Source organism: Moritella sp. Urea-trap-13 (assembly GCF_002836355.1).
Taxonomy (GTDB): Bacteria; Pseudomonadota; Gammaproteobacteria; order Enterobacterales; family Moritellaceae; genus Moritella.
Genome location: NZ_PJCA01000028.1, coordinates 96,424 through 113,242 on the forward strand (window position 1 = coordinate 96,424; position 16,819 = coordinate 113,242).

Here is a 16,819-nt window from a genome sequence, read left to right on the forward strand (position 1 = left end):
TAAGCCTCCTACCTTAATAATTGCATTTCAAGACGATCGGTCATAGAATAGCCAAATGCCAAGACCTAAACAAAACGAACATACCCGCGAAGCCCTGATTGAAGTTGGTATCAAGCATATCTCTCAACACGGTTATCACGGCACTGGGATCAAACAGATCCTAGATGAGCTGAAAGTACCTAAAGGGTCCTTTTATAACTATTTTAATAGCAAAGAAGCCTTTGTTGCCGAGCTAATCGAAGCCGATATGCACGCCAATGCCAAGGAAATTCAACCGCTATTGGATGACGTAAACCTGAACCCAATACAAAAGTTGCGTGCGCTATTTGAAAAAGGCCGCCAAAAGTACAGCGAAAACCAAGGTAAGCAAGGTTGTTTGGTTGCCAGTGTGGCCAACGATATTGGTGATTCCAGTGCATTATGCCAACAAGCAATGCAACGTTCGGTTAAAGCGCTAAACATATTATTATCTGGATTAATCAGCGATGCGCAAGCACAGCAATTGATCCGCACAGACTTACCAGCCAAACAGCTAGCGACATTAATGTGGACGGCATGGGAAGGCAGTTTAATCGAAATGAAGATCGCCGGTAATACCGATAATCTAACGCAGATCACCGATTTCATTTTTGATGACATTTTAAAAGCTAACTAATTACTTCACAAAAACTGACAGACAAACAGACAGCGATATTATGAGTCGAATTATAATATCGTTTTTTTGACCCTAGCTTAAGACGACCGGTCTAATGATTTATTTAAAGCAGGATTAATAATGACTACAGCAATTACATTACAACAAGGTTTTACCTTAAAAAATGGCACGTTTATTAAAAACCGTTTATTTAAATCGGCAATGAGCGAACAGCTTGGTGATGCCCAACACAATCCATTACCGGGTCTAGCTACGCTTTATCACGCTTGGGCGTTAGGTGGTTTAGGCTTATCAATTACCGGTAATATCATGGTTGCTCGCAATGCTTTAGGTGAGCCCAAAAACGTCGTATTAGATGAACAAAGTAATTTAAGCGAATTTAAAAACTGGGCACAACAAGGCAGCGTTAACGATACTCAATTGTGGGCGCAGTTAAATCATCCCGGCAAACAAACACCGAACTTTATTAATAAAGAACCCGTTGCCCCCTCGGCTATCGCATTAACCAACGGTTTGGAAAAAGGCTTTAATACCCCGCGCGCGCTAACCGAAAAAGAAATCCTGAACATTATTGGTCAGTTCCAAACCAGTGCCAAACTGGCTAAGAAAGTGGGTTTCTCTGGTGTGCAAATTCACGGTGCGCACGGTTACTTAGTTAGTCAGTTCCTGTCTCCACGTCATAATCAACGTGACGATAAATGGGGTGGTAGCATTGAAAACCGCATGCGTTTTGTATTATCTATCTATCAAGCTATACGCGCCGAAGTCGGTGATGAATTTCCCATTGGCATTAAATTAAATTCAGCCGATTTCATGCGTGGTGGTTTTACTGAAGCAGAATCGATGCAGGTAGTAAAAGCCTTGTCCGATGCTGGTATCGATCAGATTGAAATCAGCGGAGGTACTTATGAAAGTCCGACGATGACCGGTCATAAGGTAAAAAAATCAACCTTAGCGCGTGAAGCTTATTTCCTTAGCTATGCTGAAAAAGTGCGTGCTATCAGCGACACACCGTTAGTGGTGACGGGCGGTTTCCGTTCAAGCAAAGCCATGTTGTCAGCACTGCAAAGCAATGCCACTGATTTTATCGGACTCGCGCGTCCAATGTCGCTAGATACCCAACTGCCGAATAAATTAATGGCATCGGATGAGCATAAAATTAGTTTACCGAACTTAACCACAGGTGTGAAAGCCATTGATCGTATGGCGATGTTAGACATTACTTGGTATGAAGCTCAGCTTGCGCGTATTGCCAAACAGCAACAGCCAAAAGCCAATCTCGGTACTTGGCCAGTGTTCTTCAAAACCATCTATGGCGCTGGTATCTACGCATTTAGAAAGCGTCGTGCTTAGTCACTCGTATATCGACTTGATTATAATCAATAACTAATCAGGTCTACGCCTAGCGCCCTTGTTGATAAACACCGAGGGTCGTTCTGGGCGTCGCCTAACAGACTATAAATGTGTTAGCATACCGAAAAAATCACCCCATTTTCACAAGGTACTTATTCATGAAAGTTATTCGCTGGTTACTAGGCCGTCTTATTTTAACGCTTAATTTCATCTTCTCGCCAAAAAGCATGAAACGCCCTGCAGATGAACAAGCAAAAGTGGATAGTGAAATTAATAACATGTCACTTTACCAATTTGAAGCTTGCCCATTTTGTGTAAAAGTACGTCGTAGCATGAAGCGTTTAAACCTAGATATTACTGTACGTGATGCAAAAAATGATGCGACGTTTGGTAACGAACTAGAGCAACAAGGCGGTCGCCGTAAAGTACCTTGCCTGCGCATTGAAGAAAATGGTCAAGTACAATGGATGTATGAATCAAATGACATCATTGCCCATTTAGAAAAGAAATTCGCTTAATTAAATGGTGTCCAGCCAAGTTAATTAATGCATGAAAGCCTGATAGCAATATCAGGCTTTTTTTATGATAAATAGAATAACCTCGCGGTAAAAAACCTGCATACCAGTCATTCAACTTAGATTTTCAGCCAATCACTGCTAATAACCGCCAATTGTTACCATGTAGTAAAAGTAATTTGTAATTTAATGGGATTATCAATATCTGAGAAATAACTATAATGGCTCCAACAAAACGAGGGGACCTCAGTGTTACCTCCCAAATGACAATATAAATTAGCGAGAACAACATGACTGATAAATTTATTAAATCAAAAGCGGCTATTGCTTGGGGCCCTAACCAACCACTTTCTATTGAAGAAGTTGATGTGATGTTACCCCGCGCTGGTGAAGTATTAGTGCGCATAGTGGCAACTGGCGTATGCCACACAGACGCATTCACGATGTCAGGTGATGATCCAGAAGGTATCTTCCCAGTGATTCTTGGCCATGAAGGTGGCGGTGTCGTTGAACAAATTGGTGAAGGCGTAACAAGTGTTGCAGTTGGCGACCACGTTATCCCACTTTACACCCCAGAATGTGGCGAATGTAAGTACTGTAAATCAGGTAAAACTAACCTTTGCCAAAAAATTCGTGAAACTCAAGGTAAAGGCGTAATGCCAGACGGCACCACACGTTTTTACAAAGACGGTCAGCCAATCTTCCATTACATGGGCTGCTCAACGTTCTCTGAATACACAGTACTACCAGAAATCTCGTTAGCAAAAGTAAATAAAGAAGCACCGTTAGAAGAAGTTTGTTTATTAGGTTGTGGCGTTACCACAGGTATGGGCGCAGTGCTTAATACAGCCAAAGTGCAAGAAGGCGACACAGTTGCTGTTTTTGGCCTAGGTGGTATCGGTCTTTCTGCAATTATCGGCGCACAAATGGCAAAAGCAGGTCGTATCATTGCTATCGACATTAACGAAAGCAAGTTCGAACTAGCACGTCAATTAGGCGCTACAGACTGCATCAATCCGAAAGACTACGACAAACCAATTCAAGACGTGATCGTTGAACTAACAGACGGTGGTGTTGATTACTCATTCGAATGTATCGGTAACGTAGATGTAATGCGTTCGGCATTAGAATGTTGTCACAAAGGTTGGGGCGAATCAGTGATTATTGGTGTAGCCGGTGCAGGTAAAGAGATCTCGACTCGTCCATTCCAACTTGTAACGGGTCGTGTATGGCGTGGCAGTGCATTCGGTGGTGTTAAAGGTCGTTCAGAGTTACCTGAAATTGTAGAACGTTACATGGCTGGTGATTTCAAACTAAACGATTTCATTACCCATACCATGGGCTTAGAGGACATTAACGAATCATTTGAATTGATGCACAAAGGCGAAAGTATTCGTACTGTCATTCATTTCGATAAGTAGCACCTTCTACAACCGGTTGTTTATTAAAAATAGTTTAGTAATTAATCGTGTTATATCCGCCTTCACATGCGTAAGTATGTGAAGGCGTTTTTTTAAAGTATAAAAATTTTCTATATTTTCTATATTTTCTATATTTTCTATAAATAAAGTGAGCTGGTAGCGTTATGGGTTGGTTATTTCTTTTATTAGGCGTATTAGCAGAAGCAACATCACATGTCGCTTTGAAAGCCACCAACGGCTTTAGCAACTTCTGGCCCAGCGTCATTGTTATCTTTGGTCACCTGCTGGCGTTTTTATTTTTAGGCCAAGCCGTTAAAAACTTACCCGTCGGTATTGTACATGCGTCATGGGCAGGATTAGCTATTATTTTAGTCACTTACATGTCGAGCTTAGTCTACAAACAACATCTTGATACTAAAGTTTGGATCGGCATGTTATTTATTGCTGTTGGTATTGCGCTTATCAACCTATCATCAACACCGCATACACATTAAGTCGTTGCTGAAGTTGCTTGATAAGTGCAGCACTTTATAACTATTTTTTGTGGCTATCACTGCGTAAACCATTAAAGCAGTTTAATTCCTCCTGCTATTTATGCTATCTTGGGTCGCTTTTAACTCCCATTAAATACTCTCATCAAAGGTTCACCATGGCACGTAAAGGCACTCTATTTATTGTATCCGCTCCAAGTGGCGCAGGAAAATCAAGTCTTATCAAAGCACTTTTAGATGCAAACCCAAGCAGCGATATGAAAGTGTCTGTCTCTCACACTACTCGCGCTATTCGCCCTGGTGAAATTGACGGTACCCATTACCACTACATTCCCGTTGCTGATTTTAAAGCGCAAATCGAAAACAATGAGTTTTTTGAATGGGCTGAAGTATTCGGTAATTACTACGGTACGTCACGCGTGATGATTGAAAATACCCTAGCTCGTGGCATTGATATTTTCTTAGATATCGACTGGCAAGGTGCCCGTCAAATTAAACAACAGATTGCTGATGCGCGTGGTATTTTTATCCTACCACCGAGTCGCGAAGAACTTGAACGTCGCCTTAACAGTCGCGGTCAAGACAGTGAAGAGATCATAGCAAGCCGAATGGCTGAAGCAGAAGCTGAAATGTCGCACTATAATGAATATGATTACCTCATTATTAATGATGATTTCTCCACTGCCCTTGAAGATCTACACGCGATTGTACGTGCGGAACGACTTGGTTCAGCGAAGCAAGCAGCAAAAAACAACGTAATTATGAAAGATTTGCTGGTTAATTAGGCAAAAATAAAGTATAGTTTCTCGTCATTTTTTAGACTTAATTCACTTGGAGTTCCTGCATGGCACGCGTAACCGTAGAAGATGCTGTAAAACAGGTTGGTAACCGTTTCGACCTAATATTAATGGCGGCACGTCGCGCTCGTCAAATCGCAGTTCACGGCAAAGAACCTTTGGTAGCACCAGAGAATGATAAGCCGACTGTCATTGCCCTTCGTGAAATTGAAGCTGGTCTAATGAGCAACGAATTGATGGATGCTAGCGACCGTCAAGAACAGCAAGAACACGAAGCACAGCAAGTTGCAGCAGTTGCAGCAATCGCTGAAGGCCGTGGTTAATACTTAATCATCTTTTTTGATGGTTTTATAAAAAGGTGCATATTGCACCTTTTTTAATACCTATGATCCGGCCAAATTAATGTTTATAGGTTTGTATATCTTTTTAAATTCAAAATCCCCAAACCGCTAATTCAAGCTTGAGTTGGCATAAATATGACGAAGATGTAAATTTAAAGGTGCAATTAGTTCCACTTTTTATTATCTTGCTAATATTATCATCTTATTTATATCAACTTTTTAGTAACGAGGCAGTACTTGCATATATTCGCAAATTTAAAAGCAACGACATCAACCTATCTATCGGTTGAACAAGTCGAACTCATTGAGCATGCTTATTTAGTCGCGCGAGAAGCGCATCTACCTCAAAAAAGAAGTACGGGCGAACCTTATATTATTCACCCTGTTGCCGTTGCTGAAATTCTTGCTGAAATGCGTCTTGATCATAAAACCATTATGGCCGCCCTGCTCCATGATGTGATTGAAGATACGCCAACCACCCAAGAAGACCTTGCTTCATTATTTGGCAATACCGTTGCTGAATTAGTCGAAGGTGTGTCTAAGCTTGATAAGCTAAAATTCCGCGATCGCAAAGAAGCCCAAGCGGAAAACTTCCGTAAAATGTTCATGGCGATGGTTCAAGACATTCGCGTTATCTTAATCAAACTAGCCGATCGCACACACAACATGCGTACCTTAGGGGCATTAAGACCTGACAAGCGCCGCCGTATTGCTAGCGAAACATTAGAAATTTTCGCCCCGATTGCGAACCGCCTTGGTATTCATAATATTAAAAATGAATTAGAGGAACTCGGGTTAGAAGCCATGTACCCAATGCGTTACCGTATTCTTGTCGAATCAGTAAAATCGGCACGTGGTAACCGCAAAGAAGTCATGTCGAACATCCGTCAAGAAATTGAAGGTCGTTTAGCAGAAGCCGGTGTACCAGCGGAAACCCATGGCCGCGAAAAACTCATCTTTAGTATTTATAACAAGATGAAGAAAAAACGGGTACAGTTCCATGAGGTTGTCGATATTTATGCTTTTAGAATCATCGTTGACGATCTAGATACCTGTTACCGCGTACTGGGTCAAATGCACAGCTTGTATAAGCCCAAAATAACGCGCTTTAAAGATTATATTGCCATTCCCAAGACCAATGGTTATCAATCCCTGCATACTTCGTTGGTCGGCCCACACGGCGTACCACTGGAAATTCAAATCCGCACTAAAGATATGGACCTGATGGCTGACCGTGGTGTTGCCGCGCATTGGTCGTATAAGCAAGGCGCAGACAAAATTAATACCAACGCTCAATTGCGTGCGCAGAAGTGGATGCAAAGCCTACTCGAACTGCAGCAAAGTGCCGGTTCGTCGTTTGAATTTATTGAGAGTGTGAAAACCGATCTGTTCCCAGATGAAATTTATGTGTTCACGCCGAAAGGTAAGATCATCGAATTACCTCGTGGCGCAACACCAGTCGACGTGGCTTATTCCATTCATACCGATGTTGGTCATACTTGTGTTGGTGCACGTGTAAATCGTCAACCACATGCACTCAGTCAGCCATTAAAAAATGGTCAAACAGTGGAAATTATTACCGCACCGGGTGCGCGTCCAAATGCCGCTTGGTTAAACTTTATTGTCACAGGCAGAGCCCGCGGCCGCGTTCGTCAGCAATTGAAAAATATGCGTACCGAGGATTCAATTATCCTTGGTCGCCGATTATTAAATCATGCCCTCAATGGCGTCAAAATTGAAGATATTGCTGCAGAAAATTTAAGCCAAGTACTGACTGATATTAAGTGTGAAACCTTCGATGACTTACTTATCGAAATTGGGCTAGGCAACATCATGAGTATTCTAGTGGCGCGTCGTCTACAAGGTCGTGTTGATGAGCTCACCGATCTTGCACCACGCTCGGAAGAACAAGACAAAATGCCGATTAAGGGCGCGGAAGGTATGCTGGTTAGTTTTGCTAACTGCTGCCACCCTATTCCAGGTGATCCGATTGTTGCGCATTTAAGTCCAGGTAAAGGGCTAGTCGTGCATATTGAAACCTGTCGTAATATTCACGGTTATCAAAATGAACCGGATCGTTATATTCCGGTTGAGTGGGATGATAATATCGATCCAAGCCAAGAGTTTAAAACTGAGATCCGTATTCAAGTAGTTAATCACCAAGGTGTATTAGCTAAACTAACCAATACTGTTGCCGCCACAGGTGCCAATATCCACAATATTGTCACCGATGAGAAAGATGCCCGTGTGTATAACGTGGATATTCTTATTACCGCTAAAAACCGCAAACATGTGGCTGATGTAATGAAGAAGATCCGCACCCTACAAGATGTATTGAAAATATCGCGCAGTTATAACTAAACAGCTAATAGCGAAGCATAATGTCTCGCTATTACGTTGCTCGCCAGGGCCTTGCTGACAATGCCTTGGCGATATATTTATCATTCAGCTATCCTAGACCCACTTAAGCTAACTGCAGATACTCGCATTAGCCGATTATTTGGGTATAATACCTCGCCAATTAAATCTTATAGAGTAAGACCATGACCCCAGAACGTTTAGACCGCATTACTAAAATGCTCCAACACCGCCAACCAGATTTAACCGTTTGTATGGAAGCAGTACATAAACCACATAACCTTGCTGCTGTAGTAAGAACGTGTGATGCTGTTGGTGTCAACAATGTTCACGCGGTATGGTCTATACGCCCAACAAAAGTATCTGGTGGTACTGCTACTGGTAGCCAAAACTGGGTGAAAGTACACTCTCACGATAATATTGCTGAAGCCATTAAAGAGTTGAAAGCGCAGGGTATGCAAGTGCTTGCAACGAACCTGTCGGATAATGCCGTGGATTTCCGTGAAATTGATTACACCAAACCAACCGCGATCTTAATGGGTCAAGAAAAGACTGGCATCAGTGCAGAAGCATTAGCACTTGCCGATCAAGATATCATCATTCCGATGGTTGGCATGGTGCAGTCACTAAACGTATCAGTAGCGACAGCGACCATCTTGTACGAAGCACAGCGTCAACGTGACAACGCCGGCATGTACCAAGGCGAGAGCAAGTTACCAGCTGAAGAACAACACAAAATTTACTTTGAAGGCGGCCATCCTGTCTTTGCTAAAGCCTGTAAACGTAAAGGGCTCGCTTACCCAGAATTAGATGAAGAAGGTCAGATAGTTGCTGACGAATCGTGGTGGAATGCATTACGTAGCTCAAACTAGGCTAGTATAATCCGCATCTTCTGATAATATATGTTCATATATACAGTAGATTCGTGAGTAATTATGCGATTAGATAAGATCCCGGTTATCGAATTAAAAGGTGTTGGCGCCAAAATGGCCGACAAGTTAGCAAAGCTGAACTTAGTGACGGTTCAGGATTTGCTTTTTCACCTGCCAAGTCGATATCAGGATCGCACCACCATCTATCCGATCCAAGACCTATTACCCGGTCTGCACGGCACTATCGAAGGCGAGATCGTCAGCTGCGATGTCACCTTTGGTAAACGCAAAATAATGTCTTGTAAAGTCAACGACGGCACAGGCATCATCACGCTATTGTTTTTCCACTTTAATGCCGGACAAAAAAACAGTTTCAATATCGGTAAAACCATTACCGCGTTTGGCGAATTTCGCCGTGGCCGCTTTGGTTATGAGATTGTCCATCCAGAATATAAACTCGCGCACGCCAGCACTTCTGAGATGAGTGAAGAAACACTGACACCTGTGTACCCTTCAACCGATGGCTTAAAACAATTAACCTTGCGTAATCTAACCGATCAAGCACTGCAGCACCTTAGCCAAAGCACATTGCAAGAATTACTACCGACAGGACTGTATACCGGCCAAATTGAATTAAACCATGCCATTCAATTATTACATCGACCAACACCTGATGTGTCGCTGGAATTATTGGAGCAAGGTCAGCACCCTGCGCAACAACGCTTGATTATTGAAGAGCTGCTAGCGCAAAATATCAGTATGCTGCAATTACGCAAAAAAATGCAGCAGCATCCAGCACTAAAACTGCAGCCCAGCAAAACACTGACCGACAAATTTTTAGCGCAACTGCCTTTTACGCCAACTAATGCGCAACAACGCGTGGTTGCTGAGATCCAACAGGACCTCCATAAAAGCTACCCTATGATGCGATTAGTTCAAGGTGACGTTGGATCAGGTAAAACTCTTGTCGCGGCTCTAGCAGCCCTTCAGGCTATCGGTAATGGCTATCAAGTGGCATTGATGGCACCCACAGAGATATTAGCCGAACAACATGCGCTTAATTTCAAAGCCTGGTTCAATCAACTGGGCATTAAAGTCGGCTGGCTATCGGGTAAACAAAAAGGTAAAGCGCGAGAAGCTGAGCTGGAGTCGATTGCCAGTGGCGCAACTCAGATGATTGTCGGCACTCATGCTATTTTTCAAGATGCGGTAAAATTTTTAAATTTAACCTTAGTGATTATCGATGAACAACATCGCTTTGGTGTCGAACAACGTCTTGCTCTACGTGAAAAAGGCGCGGTGAGTGGTTTATACCCCCATCAATTATTTATGACCGCAACCCCGATCCCGCGAACCTTAGCCATGACCGCATATGCCGACTTAAATACCTCGGTGATTGATGAATTACCGCCGGGACGCACACCAATCACAACCGTGGTGATGCCCGATAGTAAACGCGGTAAAATTATTGAACGGGTCGAGTTAGCGGTTAAGAATGAAGGCCGTCAGGTCTATTGGGTATGTACCCTAATTGAAGAGTCAGAAGTATTGGAAGTGCAAGCCGCGGAAGATACCGCTAATGATTTACAGAAACAATTACCCGACTTACGTATTGGTTTAGTCCATGGCCGAATGAAAGCCATTGAAAAACAATACGTCATGGCGGCGTTTAAGAACAAAGAACTGGATTTACTGGTCGCGACAACGGTCATTGAAGTCGGTGTGGACGTCCCCAATGCGAGTCTGATGATTATCGAAAATCCAGAGCGTTTGGGTCTGGCACAATTACATCAGTTACGCGGTCGGGTTGGTCGTGGGAAAGTGGCGAGTCATTGCGTATTACTTTATCACGCCCCCCTTTCAGAGAGCGGTAGCAAGCGGTTGTCGGTATTACGCGAAACCACCGACGGTTTTAAAATTGCGCAGCGTGACCTTGAGATCCGTGGCCCCGGCGAAATGCTCGGCAGTAAGCAAACCGGTATTGCCGACTTAAAAGTCGCAGACTTAGTGCGCGACCAGCAACTGATACCTTTAGTGCAAAATATTGCTCGCCACTTACTGCAACAGCATCCAGATAATGCCCATGCGATCACCCAGCGCTGGATGGCAGATAAAGACATTTATTCTAACGCTTAGCGCAGTTAAACTAGGGCTAAGCGTTAATTAAGGATTAGGCGATAACACTAGGCACCGATAGGAATCACCACAAAGGTCGCACTAAACACCGCAGCCAATTTAGGGCCACTGTAAACATCAACGTCAATATCCAGCTTGGCGTTACGCCCTTCTAGTAGCTCAAGAAAGCTGCCCTTCATGCGATATTTATGCGCCACCGCAAACGGTTCAAGATTAATCGGCCGTTTATAATTAATACTGCCTTTCGACAGCACAATATTACCCATTAAGCCCTGTTCTTTAAGCATTAACCAAACTAATCCCCAACCGGTTAATGTTGCCTGACTATAAATACTGCCTGCAAACATGGTGTCGTGAACGTTGACATTGGCGTTTAATGGCGCTGAAGTTTCAAAGCGCCAGCCGCTATATTGGCGAATACTAATGCCCATATGCTGACTAATGGGGATCTTAGTTGCCCACTCATTTTGCAGTTCCGCACACCATCCTGGATGGCGTAAGATCTTATCCATGGCACTGACTTCTTTAATCATCTGACGATGCTGAACACCTTCACTGATTTGGCCACTACCGACTAAGGAAAAGCCACATTTTTCATAGAATGGTACCGCTTCAACACGCGCATTCATGACAATACGTTCGCTACCGGCTTTATATGCTTCATCTTCCAACGCTGAAATCAGCAAGCTACCCAAGCCTTTTTTACGGTGATTTGGGTCTACAGCCATATAATGTATTTGAGATTCGTTTACGCCAGCGGTATAAATCCGACCACAGGCGATAGGCGTACCGGAACTATCCAAGATCATACGATGTTCACTGTGCTCATCATAAATATCTTTTTCGGTGCCACGCGGACGCTGTAATGGCGCTCTTAACAGCGACCAACGTAAATGATAATAATCTTCTAACTCTTGTTCCGTTTCAGGAACATGCACGTGAAACATAGTCTCTCCTTGTCTATTATTATCACTCATGGTCTGCGCTCTACACCTGCAGCCAAAAAGTAACTGGTCCATCATTGACTAACGACACTTGCATATCTGCGGCAAAGCGTCCTGTTGCTGTGGTTATTTTTTTCTGGTGACATTGACCAACAAAATACTCATATAAATGATAAGCATCAGCAGGCGCAGCGGCCGTCGAAAAGCTGGGACGCGTACCTGAATTAGTATCCGCGGCAAGGGTAAATTGTGACACCACCAACAGCTCACCGTCAACTTGCTGCACATTTAAATTCATTTTATCATCGCTATCACTAAACACCCGATAGGCTAATAATTTTTCACATAAACGTTTCGCTTTGGCTTCCGTATCGCCTTTCTCAACACCCAGAAATACCAGTAAACCTTGCTCTATTTTACCAATCACTTCATTTTCAACGCTTACATCTGCTTTGTGCACACGTTGGATCAATGCAATCATGCCTTGCCTCAATAATCATTATTAAATCTTAATGTTATTGATAATACCGAAACGGCTTAAATTAATCACTGACAAACTCATAATCGATAATCTCAGCCATGAGCTCGGTCGCTTTTCGTAACGCATCAATCATGCCTGGCTCACAGTCGAAGTGCCCAGCATAAGGCACAATAAATAACTGTGCTAATGGTAAACGCTGGCATAACGCATAAGCAGGCCCGAGTGGATTGGAAATATCAAAACGGCCATGTACCATGATCATCGGCACTTGCGCTAATGCACCACAGCATTCAAAAATATAATTATCGCTAATAAAACAGTGCTGGGAAAAATAATGACACTGTAGGGTCGACATACTTAACGCCACATCGGCATCAATCAAATCCACCTTACTGCGAAATTCCGGATGGGGATTGCCAATCTGCGCCTGCCATTCCACCCACGCCTTCGCGGCGGTCATTTTCTCGATGTCATTATCACTGGCTAACAACTGGCGATACGAGGATAGTAGCGCCGCATAATCATTGCCATTAGCATGACTGTGTAAATGGCTAAAATGTTCAGGAAATAGCTGCGCAGCACCGCCTGAAGCAGAAAATTGCCAGGTTAAATCCTGATCTCGGGCTAAAAATACACTGTGCAATATTAACCCTCGCACCTTATCACGATAATTCAAACTGTATAATAATGCCAATGTTGCGCCCCAGCCTTCACCGAATAATACGCAGCGGTGGATATTCAATAACGTTAAGATCGCATTGATATCCTGCACTAAGTCTTGGCTGGTATTATCGTCAGTGCATGCATATGGCTTAGAGCGCCCACAGCCGCGTTGGTCGAATAAAATAATGCGGTATAGCTTAGGGTCGAATAAACGTCGATCATCCTCCAGAATCCCCTTACCGGGACCATCATGAAGAAATAATAACGGTATACCGTCCGGATTCCCCACCTCCTCAATATAAAGGCAATGTTGGGCATTCACAGGTAAATAATGTTCAGCGTAATGCTGGATGGCGGGGTACAGTCCAATCATAGTTATATCAACCTCCTGTTCCGCAACAAAGGACACTGAGGTTGATAGTTGCACCTAACATCGGCGAAGACAATTTTATCGCGTTTGCGGGTTTAAATTGCCTTGCTTAGTCAGAACTGTCATCCATAGATAGGTGTGCTTGTTGCTGATTATGTGACTGTTGTTGGTATTCAGGTTGTACTTTTTTGAGTTTTAGCTGTTCAGTAAACTCGGTCAATGACGCGGTAATTTCAGCGCCTAACAACACGATTAACCAGCACATATAAATCCAAACCAGTAAGATAGGTATAGTTGCTAATGCGCCATAAATCACTTCATAAGAGGGAAATTGCACTAAATACCAAGTGAAGACACGTTTAATCGTTTCAAACAAAAAGGCACTAATACACGCACCAATAAGGGCATAACGCCGCGGCACACGGCGATGTGGGATCACCACATACATCACAAATAAACCCAGTGTACCTAATAACGCGGGTACCAGTTTTAATAAACTCACCGTACCCGTTACTTCAGTTACATCGGTCACGAATGACAAGGATAATAGATAAGAAGAAACACCTAAACTGATGGCGATGAAAAGTGGACCAAACGTTAAGATAAGCCAATAAACGGCGAAAGATAAAAAGAAACTGCGATCTATTTTACACCGCCAAATATAGTTAATGTGTTTATCTATAGTGTTAATCAGCAGCAATGCCACCATGAATAATGCCCCAGAACCGATAGAGGTCATCTTACCGGTGTTGGCTACAAAATCCTGTAAATAGTCTTGAATAGTCCCCGTCGCATGCGGTACTAAGTTGGTATATAAAAATGATTCAACACTCTGCTGCCAGGTTTCAAAGATAGGAAACGCAGACATGACAGAAAACAACACGGTAATTAAAGGCACGAGAGAAAGTAGCGTGGTATAGGCGAGAGAACTGGCGTTAACCGTGATCCGATCATCACTGACGCGTTTACCGAAATAACGTAGAAAGGCAAAGCAAGTTAATAAGGACAACCTGAGGCTGGTTTTTGTTTTAGCAAGTAATACCAACGATTGTTGATAAGATAAAGTAACCACAGGTTCCGTCCTTGGTAATTTTAAGATAAAAAAAAGGTGATACCTAAGTATCACCTTTTTTTGTCATAGCGCCAAGATTATTAAATAATAACCCCGCTAACTATTATTATTTAACTGGACGACCAGCACGTTTACGATCGTTTTCTGAAAGAAGTTTCTTACGGATACGAATGCTTTTTGGTGTAACTTCAACTAACTCATCGATGTCGATGAATTCAAGCGCTTGCTCAAGAGTCAATACGATTGCTGGTGAAAGCGTTTGTGCTTCATCAGTACCAGAAGAACGTACGTTAGTAAGCTGCTTACCACGGATACAGTTAACTGTTAAATCGTTAGCACGGTTATGAATACCAACAATTTGACCTTCGTATACTTCTGTAGCGTGACCTAAGAACAGGCGACCACGATCTTGTAAGAAGAATAGAGAGTAAGTAACAGCTTTACCAGTTTGATTACAAACTAATACACCATTCTGACGTTGACCAATTGTTCCGCCTTTATGCAGACCATAATGATCGAAGCTATGGTATAGAAGACCAGAACCAGAAGTCATTGTTAAGAATTCAGTTTGGAAACCGATTAAACCACGGCTTGGGATGATGAAGTCTAAACGAATACGACCTTTACCATCTGGAGTCATGTTAGTTAGTTCCGCTTTACGGATACCTAACTGTTCCATAACAGAACCCTGGTGTTGATCTTCACAATCAACTGTCAATGTTTCCATTGGTTCGTGTAACTTACCATCGATCATTTTTTCGATAACTTCAGGACGAGATACTGCTAGCTCGAAACCTTCACGACGCATGTTTTCAATTAAGATACCTAAGTGAAGTTCACCACGGCCAGATACTTTGAATTTATCTGGATCAGCAGTTTCTTCTACTTTAAGTGCAACGTTGTGTACTAACTCTTTGTTCAGACGGTCAAGGATGTTACGTGATGTAACAAATTTACCTTCTTTACCACAGAATGGTGAGTTATTTACTTGGAACGTCATTGTTACAGTTGGTTCATCAACTGATAATGGTGGTAGCGCTTCAACATTGTTCTGTGCACAAATAGTGTCAGAAATCTTAAGTTCGCCTAAACCACTAACTGCAATGATATCGCCTGCTTGTGCAAGTTCAACATCATGACGTTCAAGACCTAAGTAACCTAATACTTGGCCAACTTTACCTTTACGTTCTTTACCGTCAGAACCAACAATAGTAACTTGTTGATTTACTTTAACAGAACCACGCGTTACACGACCAACACCGATCACGCCAACATATGCGTTGTGATCAAGTTGCGAGATTTGCATTTGGAAATCACCGTCACGATCGCCTTCAGGTGGAGCAACACCGTCAACAATAGCTTGGAATAAAGGTTCCATGTTTTCAGTTGCTTCTTCTGACTCAGAGTTAGCCCAGCCATTTAACGCTGAAGCGTAAACAACTTTAAAGTCTAACTGTTCATCAGTAGCGCCTAGGTTATCGAACAAATCAAATACTTGATCCATTACCCATTCAGGTCGAGCACCAGGCTTATCGATTTTGTTGATAACAACAATTGGCTTAAGACCGTGAGCAAATGCTTTTTGTGTTACGAAACGCGTTTGTGGCATAGGGCCATCAACTGCGTCAACGATCAAACAAACACTGTCTACCATAGACATAATACGCTCAACTTCACCACCGAAATCGGCGTGTCCTGGAGTATCTACGATGTTGATACGGTAATCTTTCCAGATAATTGCTGTGTTCTTAGCAAGAATTGTAATACCACGTTCTTTTTCAAGATCGTTGGAATCCATTACACGTTCTTCATTACCACCACGTGTTTCTAAAGTACCTGACTGTTCTAATAACTTGTCAACTAAAGTCGTTTTGCCGTGGTCAACGTGAGCGATAATCGCAATGTTGCGTAGTTTATCTAGCACTGTGATGCCTCTATATGTTTTTTATGTGTAAAAATTAGGCGGTATTGTAACCGTCCCGCTGTGATCTACCTAGCAAAATTTTGGCGCAGAGTAAAATGATTGCATTTTTTTTTATTTAAAAACCGTGCGATAGGCCGCATACGGGCTTTTAGCAGGCAAATCACAGCGTAATAAAGTGTTTTAAGCGGTAATATCTGCGACCTATATTGCATATATATTGTCAAAATAATTTGAACACGATTTTACTGGTAATCGTTGAAAATAAACCATAATATCGAACTGAGTAATAACAAATGTATAAGTTTAATGATCACCACCACCATTGCACCAATATAGTGCATAGAGCGCACGATGAGTGTGCAATAGAGGGTAGTGGTAACAGAAGGCAAGTACATTAAAACATTTAAATCAACAACTTAAATAGTT

15 protein-coding genes are annotated in these 16,819 nt (G+C 42.6%); 10 read left to right on the forward strand and 5 right to left on the reverse strand.

What is annotated here, in order from left to right; all coding sequences use genetic code 11:
- The first annotated feature begins 55 nt into the window (after nucleotides 1-55).
- The 10 genes from CXF93_RS06475 (at nucleotide 56) to recG (ending at nucleotide 10,939) form a co-directional block, all read left to right on the forward strand.
- Nucleotides 56-655: a TetR/AcrR family transcriptional regulator gene (locus CXF93_RS06475; protein ID WP_101061622.1), complete on the forward strand. Its 600-nt coding sequence runs from the start codon at nucleotides 56-58 to the stop codon at nucleotides 653-655.
- Nucleotides 656-775: 120 nt separating this feature from the next.
- Nucleotides 776-2,008, forward strand: a complete 1,233-nt coding sequence (locus CXF93_RS06480; protein ID WP_101061623.1) for an NADH:flavin oxidoreductase/NADH oxidase family protein — start codon at nucleotides 776-778, stop codon at nucleotides 2,006-2,008.
- Nucleotides 2,009-2,166: 158 nt separating this feature from the next.
- A complete protein-coding gene (locus tag CXF93_RS06485) occupies nucleotides 2,167-2,526 on the forward strand; it encodes a glutathione S-transferase N-terminal domain-containing protein (RefSeq protein WP_101061624.1) in 360 nt (119 codons plus the stop codon).
- A 287-nt stretch (nucleotides 2,527-2,813) separates the two neighbouring features.
- Nucleotides 2,814-3,944: an S-(hydroxymethyl)glutathione dehydrogenase/class III alcohol dehydrogenase gene (locus CXF93_RS06490; protein WP_101061625.1), complete on the forward strand. Its 1,131-nt coding sequence runs from the start codon at nucleotides 2,814-2,816 to the stop codon at nucleotides 3,942-3,944.
- A 164-nt stretch (nucleotides 3,945-4,108) separates the two neighbouring features.
- On the forward strand, nucleotides 4,109-4,438 hold the full coding sequence (locus CXF93_RS06495; RefSeq protein WP_017222388.1) for a multidrug efflux SMR transporter: 330 nt from the start codon (nucleotides 4,109-4,111) through the stop codon (nucleotides 4,436-4,438).
- A gap of 155 nt (nucleotides 4,439-4,593) precedes the next feature.
- The gene (gmk, locus tag CXF93_RS06500; RefSeq protein WP_101061626.1) at nucleotides 4,594-5,220 is read left to right on the forward strand and encodes a guanylate kinase; all 627 of its coding nucleotides are present in this window, start codon (nucleotides 4,594-4,596) and stop codon (nucleotides 5,218-5,220) included.
- Between the two features lie 59 nt (nucleotides 5,221-5,279).
- A complete protein-coding gene (rpoZ, locus tag CXF93_RS06505; RefSeq protein ID WP_017222386.1) occupies nucleotides 5,280-5,555 on the forward strand; it encodes a DNA-directed RNA polymerase subunit omega in 276 nt (91 codons plus the stop codon).
- A 255-nt stretch (nucleotides 5,556-5,810) separates the two neighbouring features.
- Nucleotides 5,811-7,934 carry a bifunctional GTP diphosphokinase/guanosine-3',5'-bis pyrophosphate 3'-pyrophosphohydrolase gene (gene spoT / locus CXF93_RS06510; protein WP_101061627.1) on the forward strand — a complete coding sequence of 708 codons (2,124 nt, stop codon included), beginning with the start codon at nucleotides 5,811-5,813 and terminating at the stop codon, nucleotides 7,932-7,934.
- A gap of 182 nt (nucleotides 7,935-8,116) precedes the next feature.
- Nucleotides 8,117-8,803 carry a tRNA (guanosine(18)-2'-O)-methyltransferase TrmH gene (gene trmH, locus CXF93_RS06515; protein ID WP_101061628.1) on the forward strand — a complete coding sequence of 229 codons (687 nt, stop codon included), beginning with the start codon at nucleotides 8,117-8,119 and terminating at the stop codon, nucleotides 8,801-8,803.
- 63 nt (nucleotides 8,804-8,866) lie between these two features.
- The gene (gene recG, locus CXF93_RS06520) at nucleotides 8,867-10,939 is read left to right on the forward strand and encodes an ATP-dependent DNA helicase RecG (protein WP_101061629.1); all 2,073 of its coding nucleotides are present in this window, start codon (nucleotides 8,867-8,869) and stop codon (nucleotides 10,937-10,939) included.
- A gap of 47 nt (nucleotides 10,940-10,986) precedes the next feature.
- On the opposite strand, the gene CXF93_RS06525 is transcribed toward recG, so the two are convergent.
- The 5 genes from CXF93_RS06525 to typA all read right to left on the reverse strand — a co-directional run bounded on the left by CXF93_RS06525 (nucleotide 10,987) and on the right by typA (nucleotide 16,393).
- Nucleotides 10,987-11,886, reverse strand: coding sequence for a bifunctional GNAT family N-acetyltransferase/hotdog fold thioesterase (locus CXF93_RS06525; protein WP_101061630.1), 900 nt, complete (start codon nucleotides 11,884-11,886; stop codon nucleotides 10,987-10,989).
- Nucleotides 11,887-11,926: 40 nt separating this feature from the next.
- Complete coding sequence (gene dtd, locus CXF93_RS06530; RefSeq protein WP_101061631.1) at nucleotides 11,927-12,364, reverse strand: D-aminoacyl-tRNA deacylase; 438 nt, start codon at nucleotides 12,362-12,364, stop codon at nucleotides 11,927-11,929.
- A 61-nt stretch (nucleotides 12,365-12,425) separates the two neighbouring features.
- Nucleotides 12,426-13,400, reverse strand: a complete 975-nt coding sequence (gene pip, locus CXF93_RS06535) for a prolyl aminopeptidase (RefSeq protein ID WP_101061632.1) — start codon at nucleotides 13,398-13,400, stop codon at nucleotides 12,426-12,428.
- Nucleotides 13,401-13,506: 106 nt separating this feature from the next.
- On the reverse strand, nucleotides 13,507-14,469 hold the full coding sequence (locus tag CXF93_RS06540) for a virulence factor BrkB family protein (RefSeq protein ID WP_232784128.1): 963 nt from the start codon (nucleotides 14,467-14,469) through the stop codon (nucleotides 13,507-13,509).
- Between the two features lie 106 nt (nucleotides 14,470-14,575).
- Complete coding sequence (gene typA, locus CXF93_RS06545; RefSeq protein ID WP_101061633.1) at nucleotides 14,576-16,393, reverse strand: translational GTPase TypA; 1,818 nt, start codon at nucleotides 16,391-16,393, stop codon at nucleotides 14,576-14,578.
- Nucleotides 16,394-16,819 lie beyond the last annotated feature (426 nt).

Coding starts and splice junctions, on each gene's coding strand:
- CXF93_RS06475 (WP_101061622.1), top strand. CDS start 56: ATGCCAAGACCTAAACAAAACGAACATACCCGCGAAGCCCTGATTGAA.
- CXF93_RS06480 (WP_101061623.1), top strand. CDS start 776: ATGACTACAGCAATTACATTACAACAAGGTTTTACCTTAAAAAATGGC.
- CXF93_RS06485 (WP_101061624.1), top strand. CDS start 2,167: ATGAAAGTTATTCGCTGGTTACTAGGCCGTCTTATTTTAACGCTTAAT.
- CXF93_RS06490 (WP_101061625.1), top strand. CDS start 2,814: ATGACTGATAAATTTATTAAATCAAAAGCGGCTATTGCTTGGGGCCCT.
- CXF93_RS06495 (WP_017222388.1), top strand. CDS start 4,109: ATGGGTTGGTTATTTCTTTTATTAGGCGTATTAGCAGAAGCAACATCA.
- gmk (WP_101061626.1), top strand. CDS start 4,594: ATGGCACGTAAAGGCACTCTATTTATTGTATCCGCTCCAAGTGGCGCA.
- rpoZ (WP_017222386.1), top strand. CDS start 5,280: ATGGCACGCGTAACCGTAGAAGATGCTGTAAAACAGGTTGGTAACCGT.
- trmH (WP_101061628.1), top strand. CDS start 8,117: ATGACCCCAGAACGTTTAGACCGCATTACTAAAATGCTCCAACACCGC.
- recG (WP_101061629.1), top strand. CDS start 8,867: ATGCGATTAGATAAGATCCCGGTTATCGAATTAAAAGGTGTTGGCGCC.
- CXF93_RS06525 (WP_101061630.1), bottom strand. CDS start 11,886: ATGTTTCACGTGCATGTTCCTGAAACGGAACAAGAGTTAGAAGATTAT.
- dtd (WP_101061631.1), bottom strand. CDS start 12,364: ATGATTGCATTGATCCAACGTGTGCACAAAGCAGATGTAAGCGTTGAA.
- pip (WP_101061632.1), bottom strand. CDS start 13,400: ATGATTGGACTGTACCCCGCCATCCAGCATTACGCTGAACATTATTTA.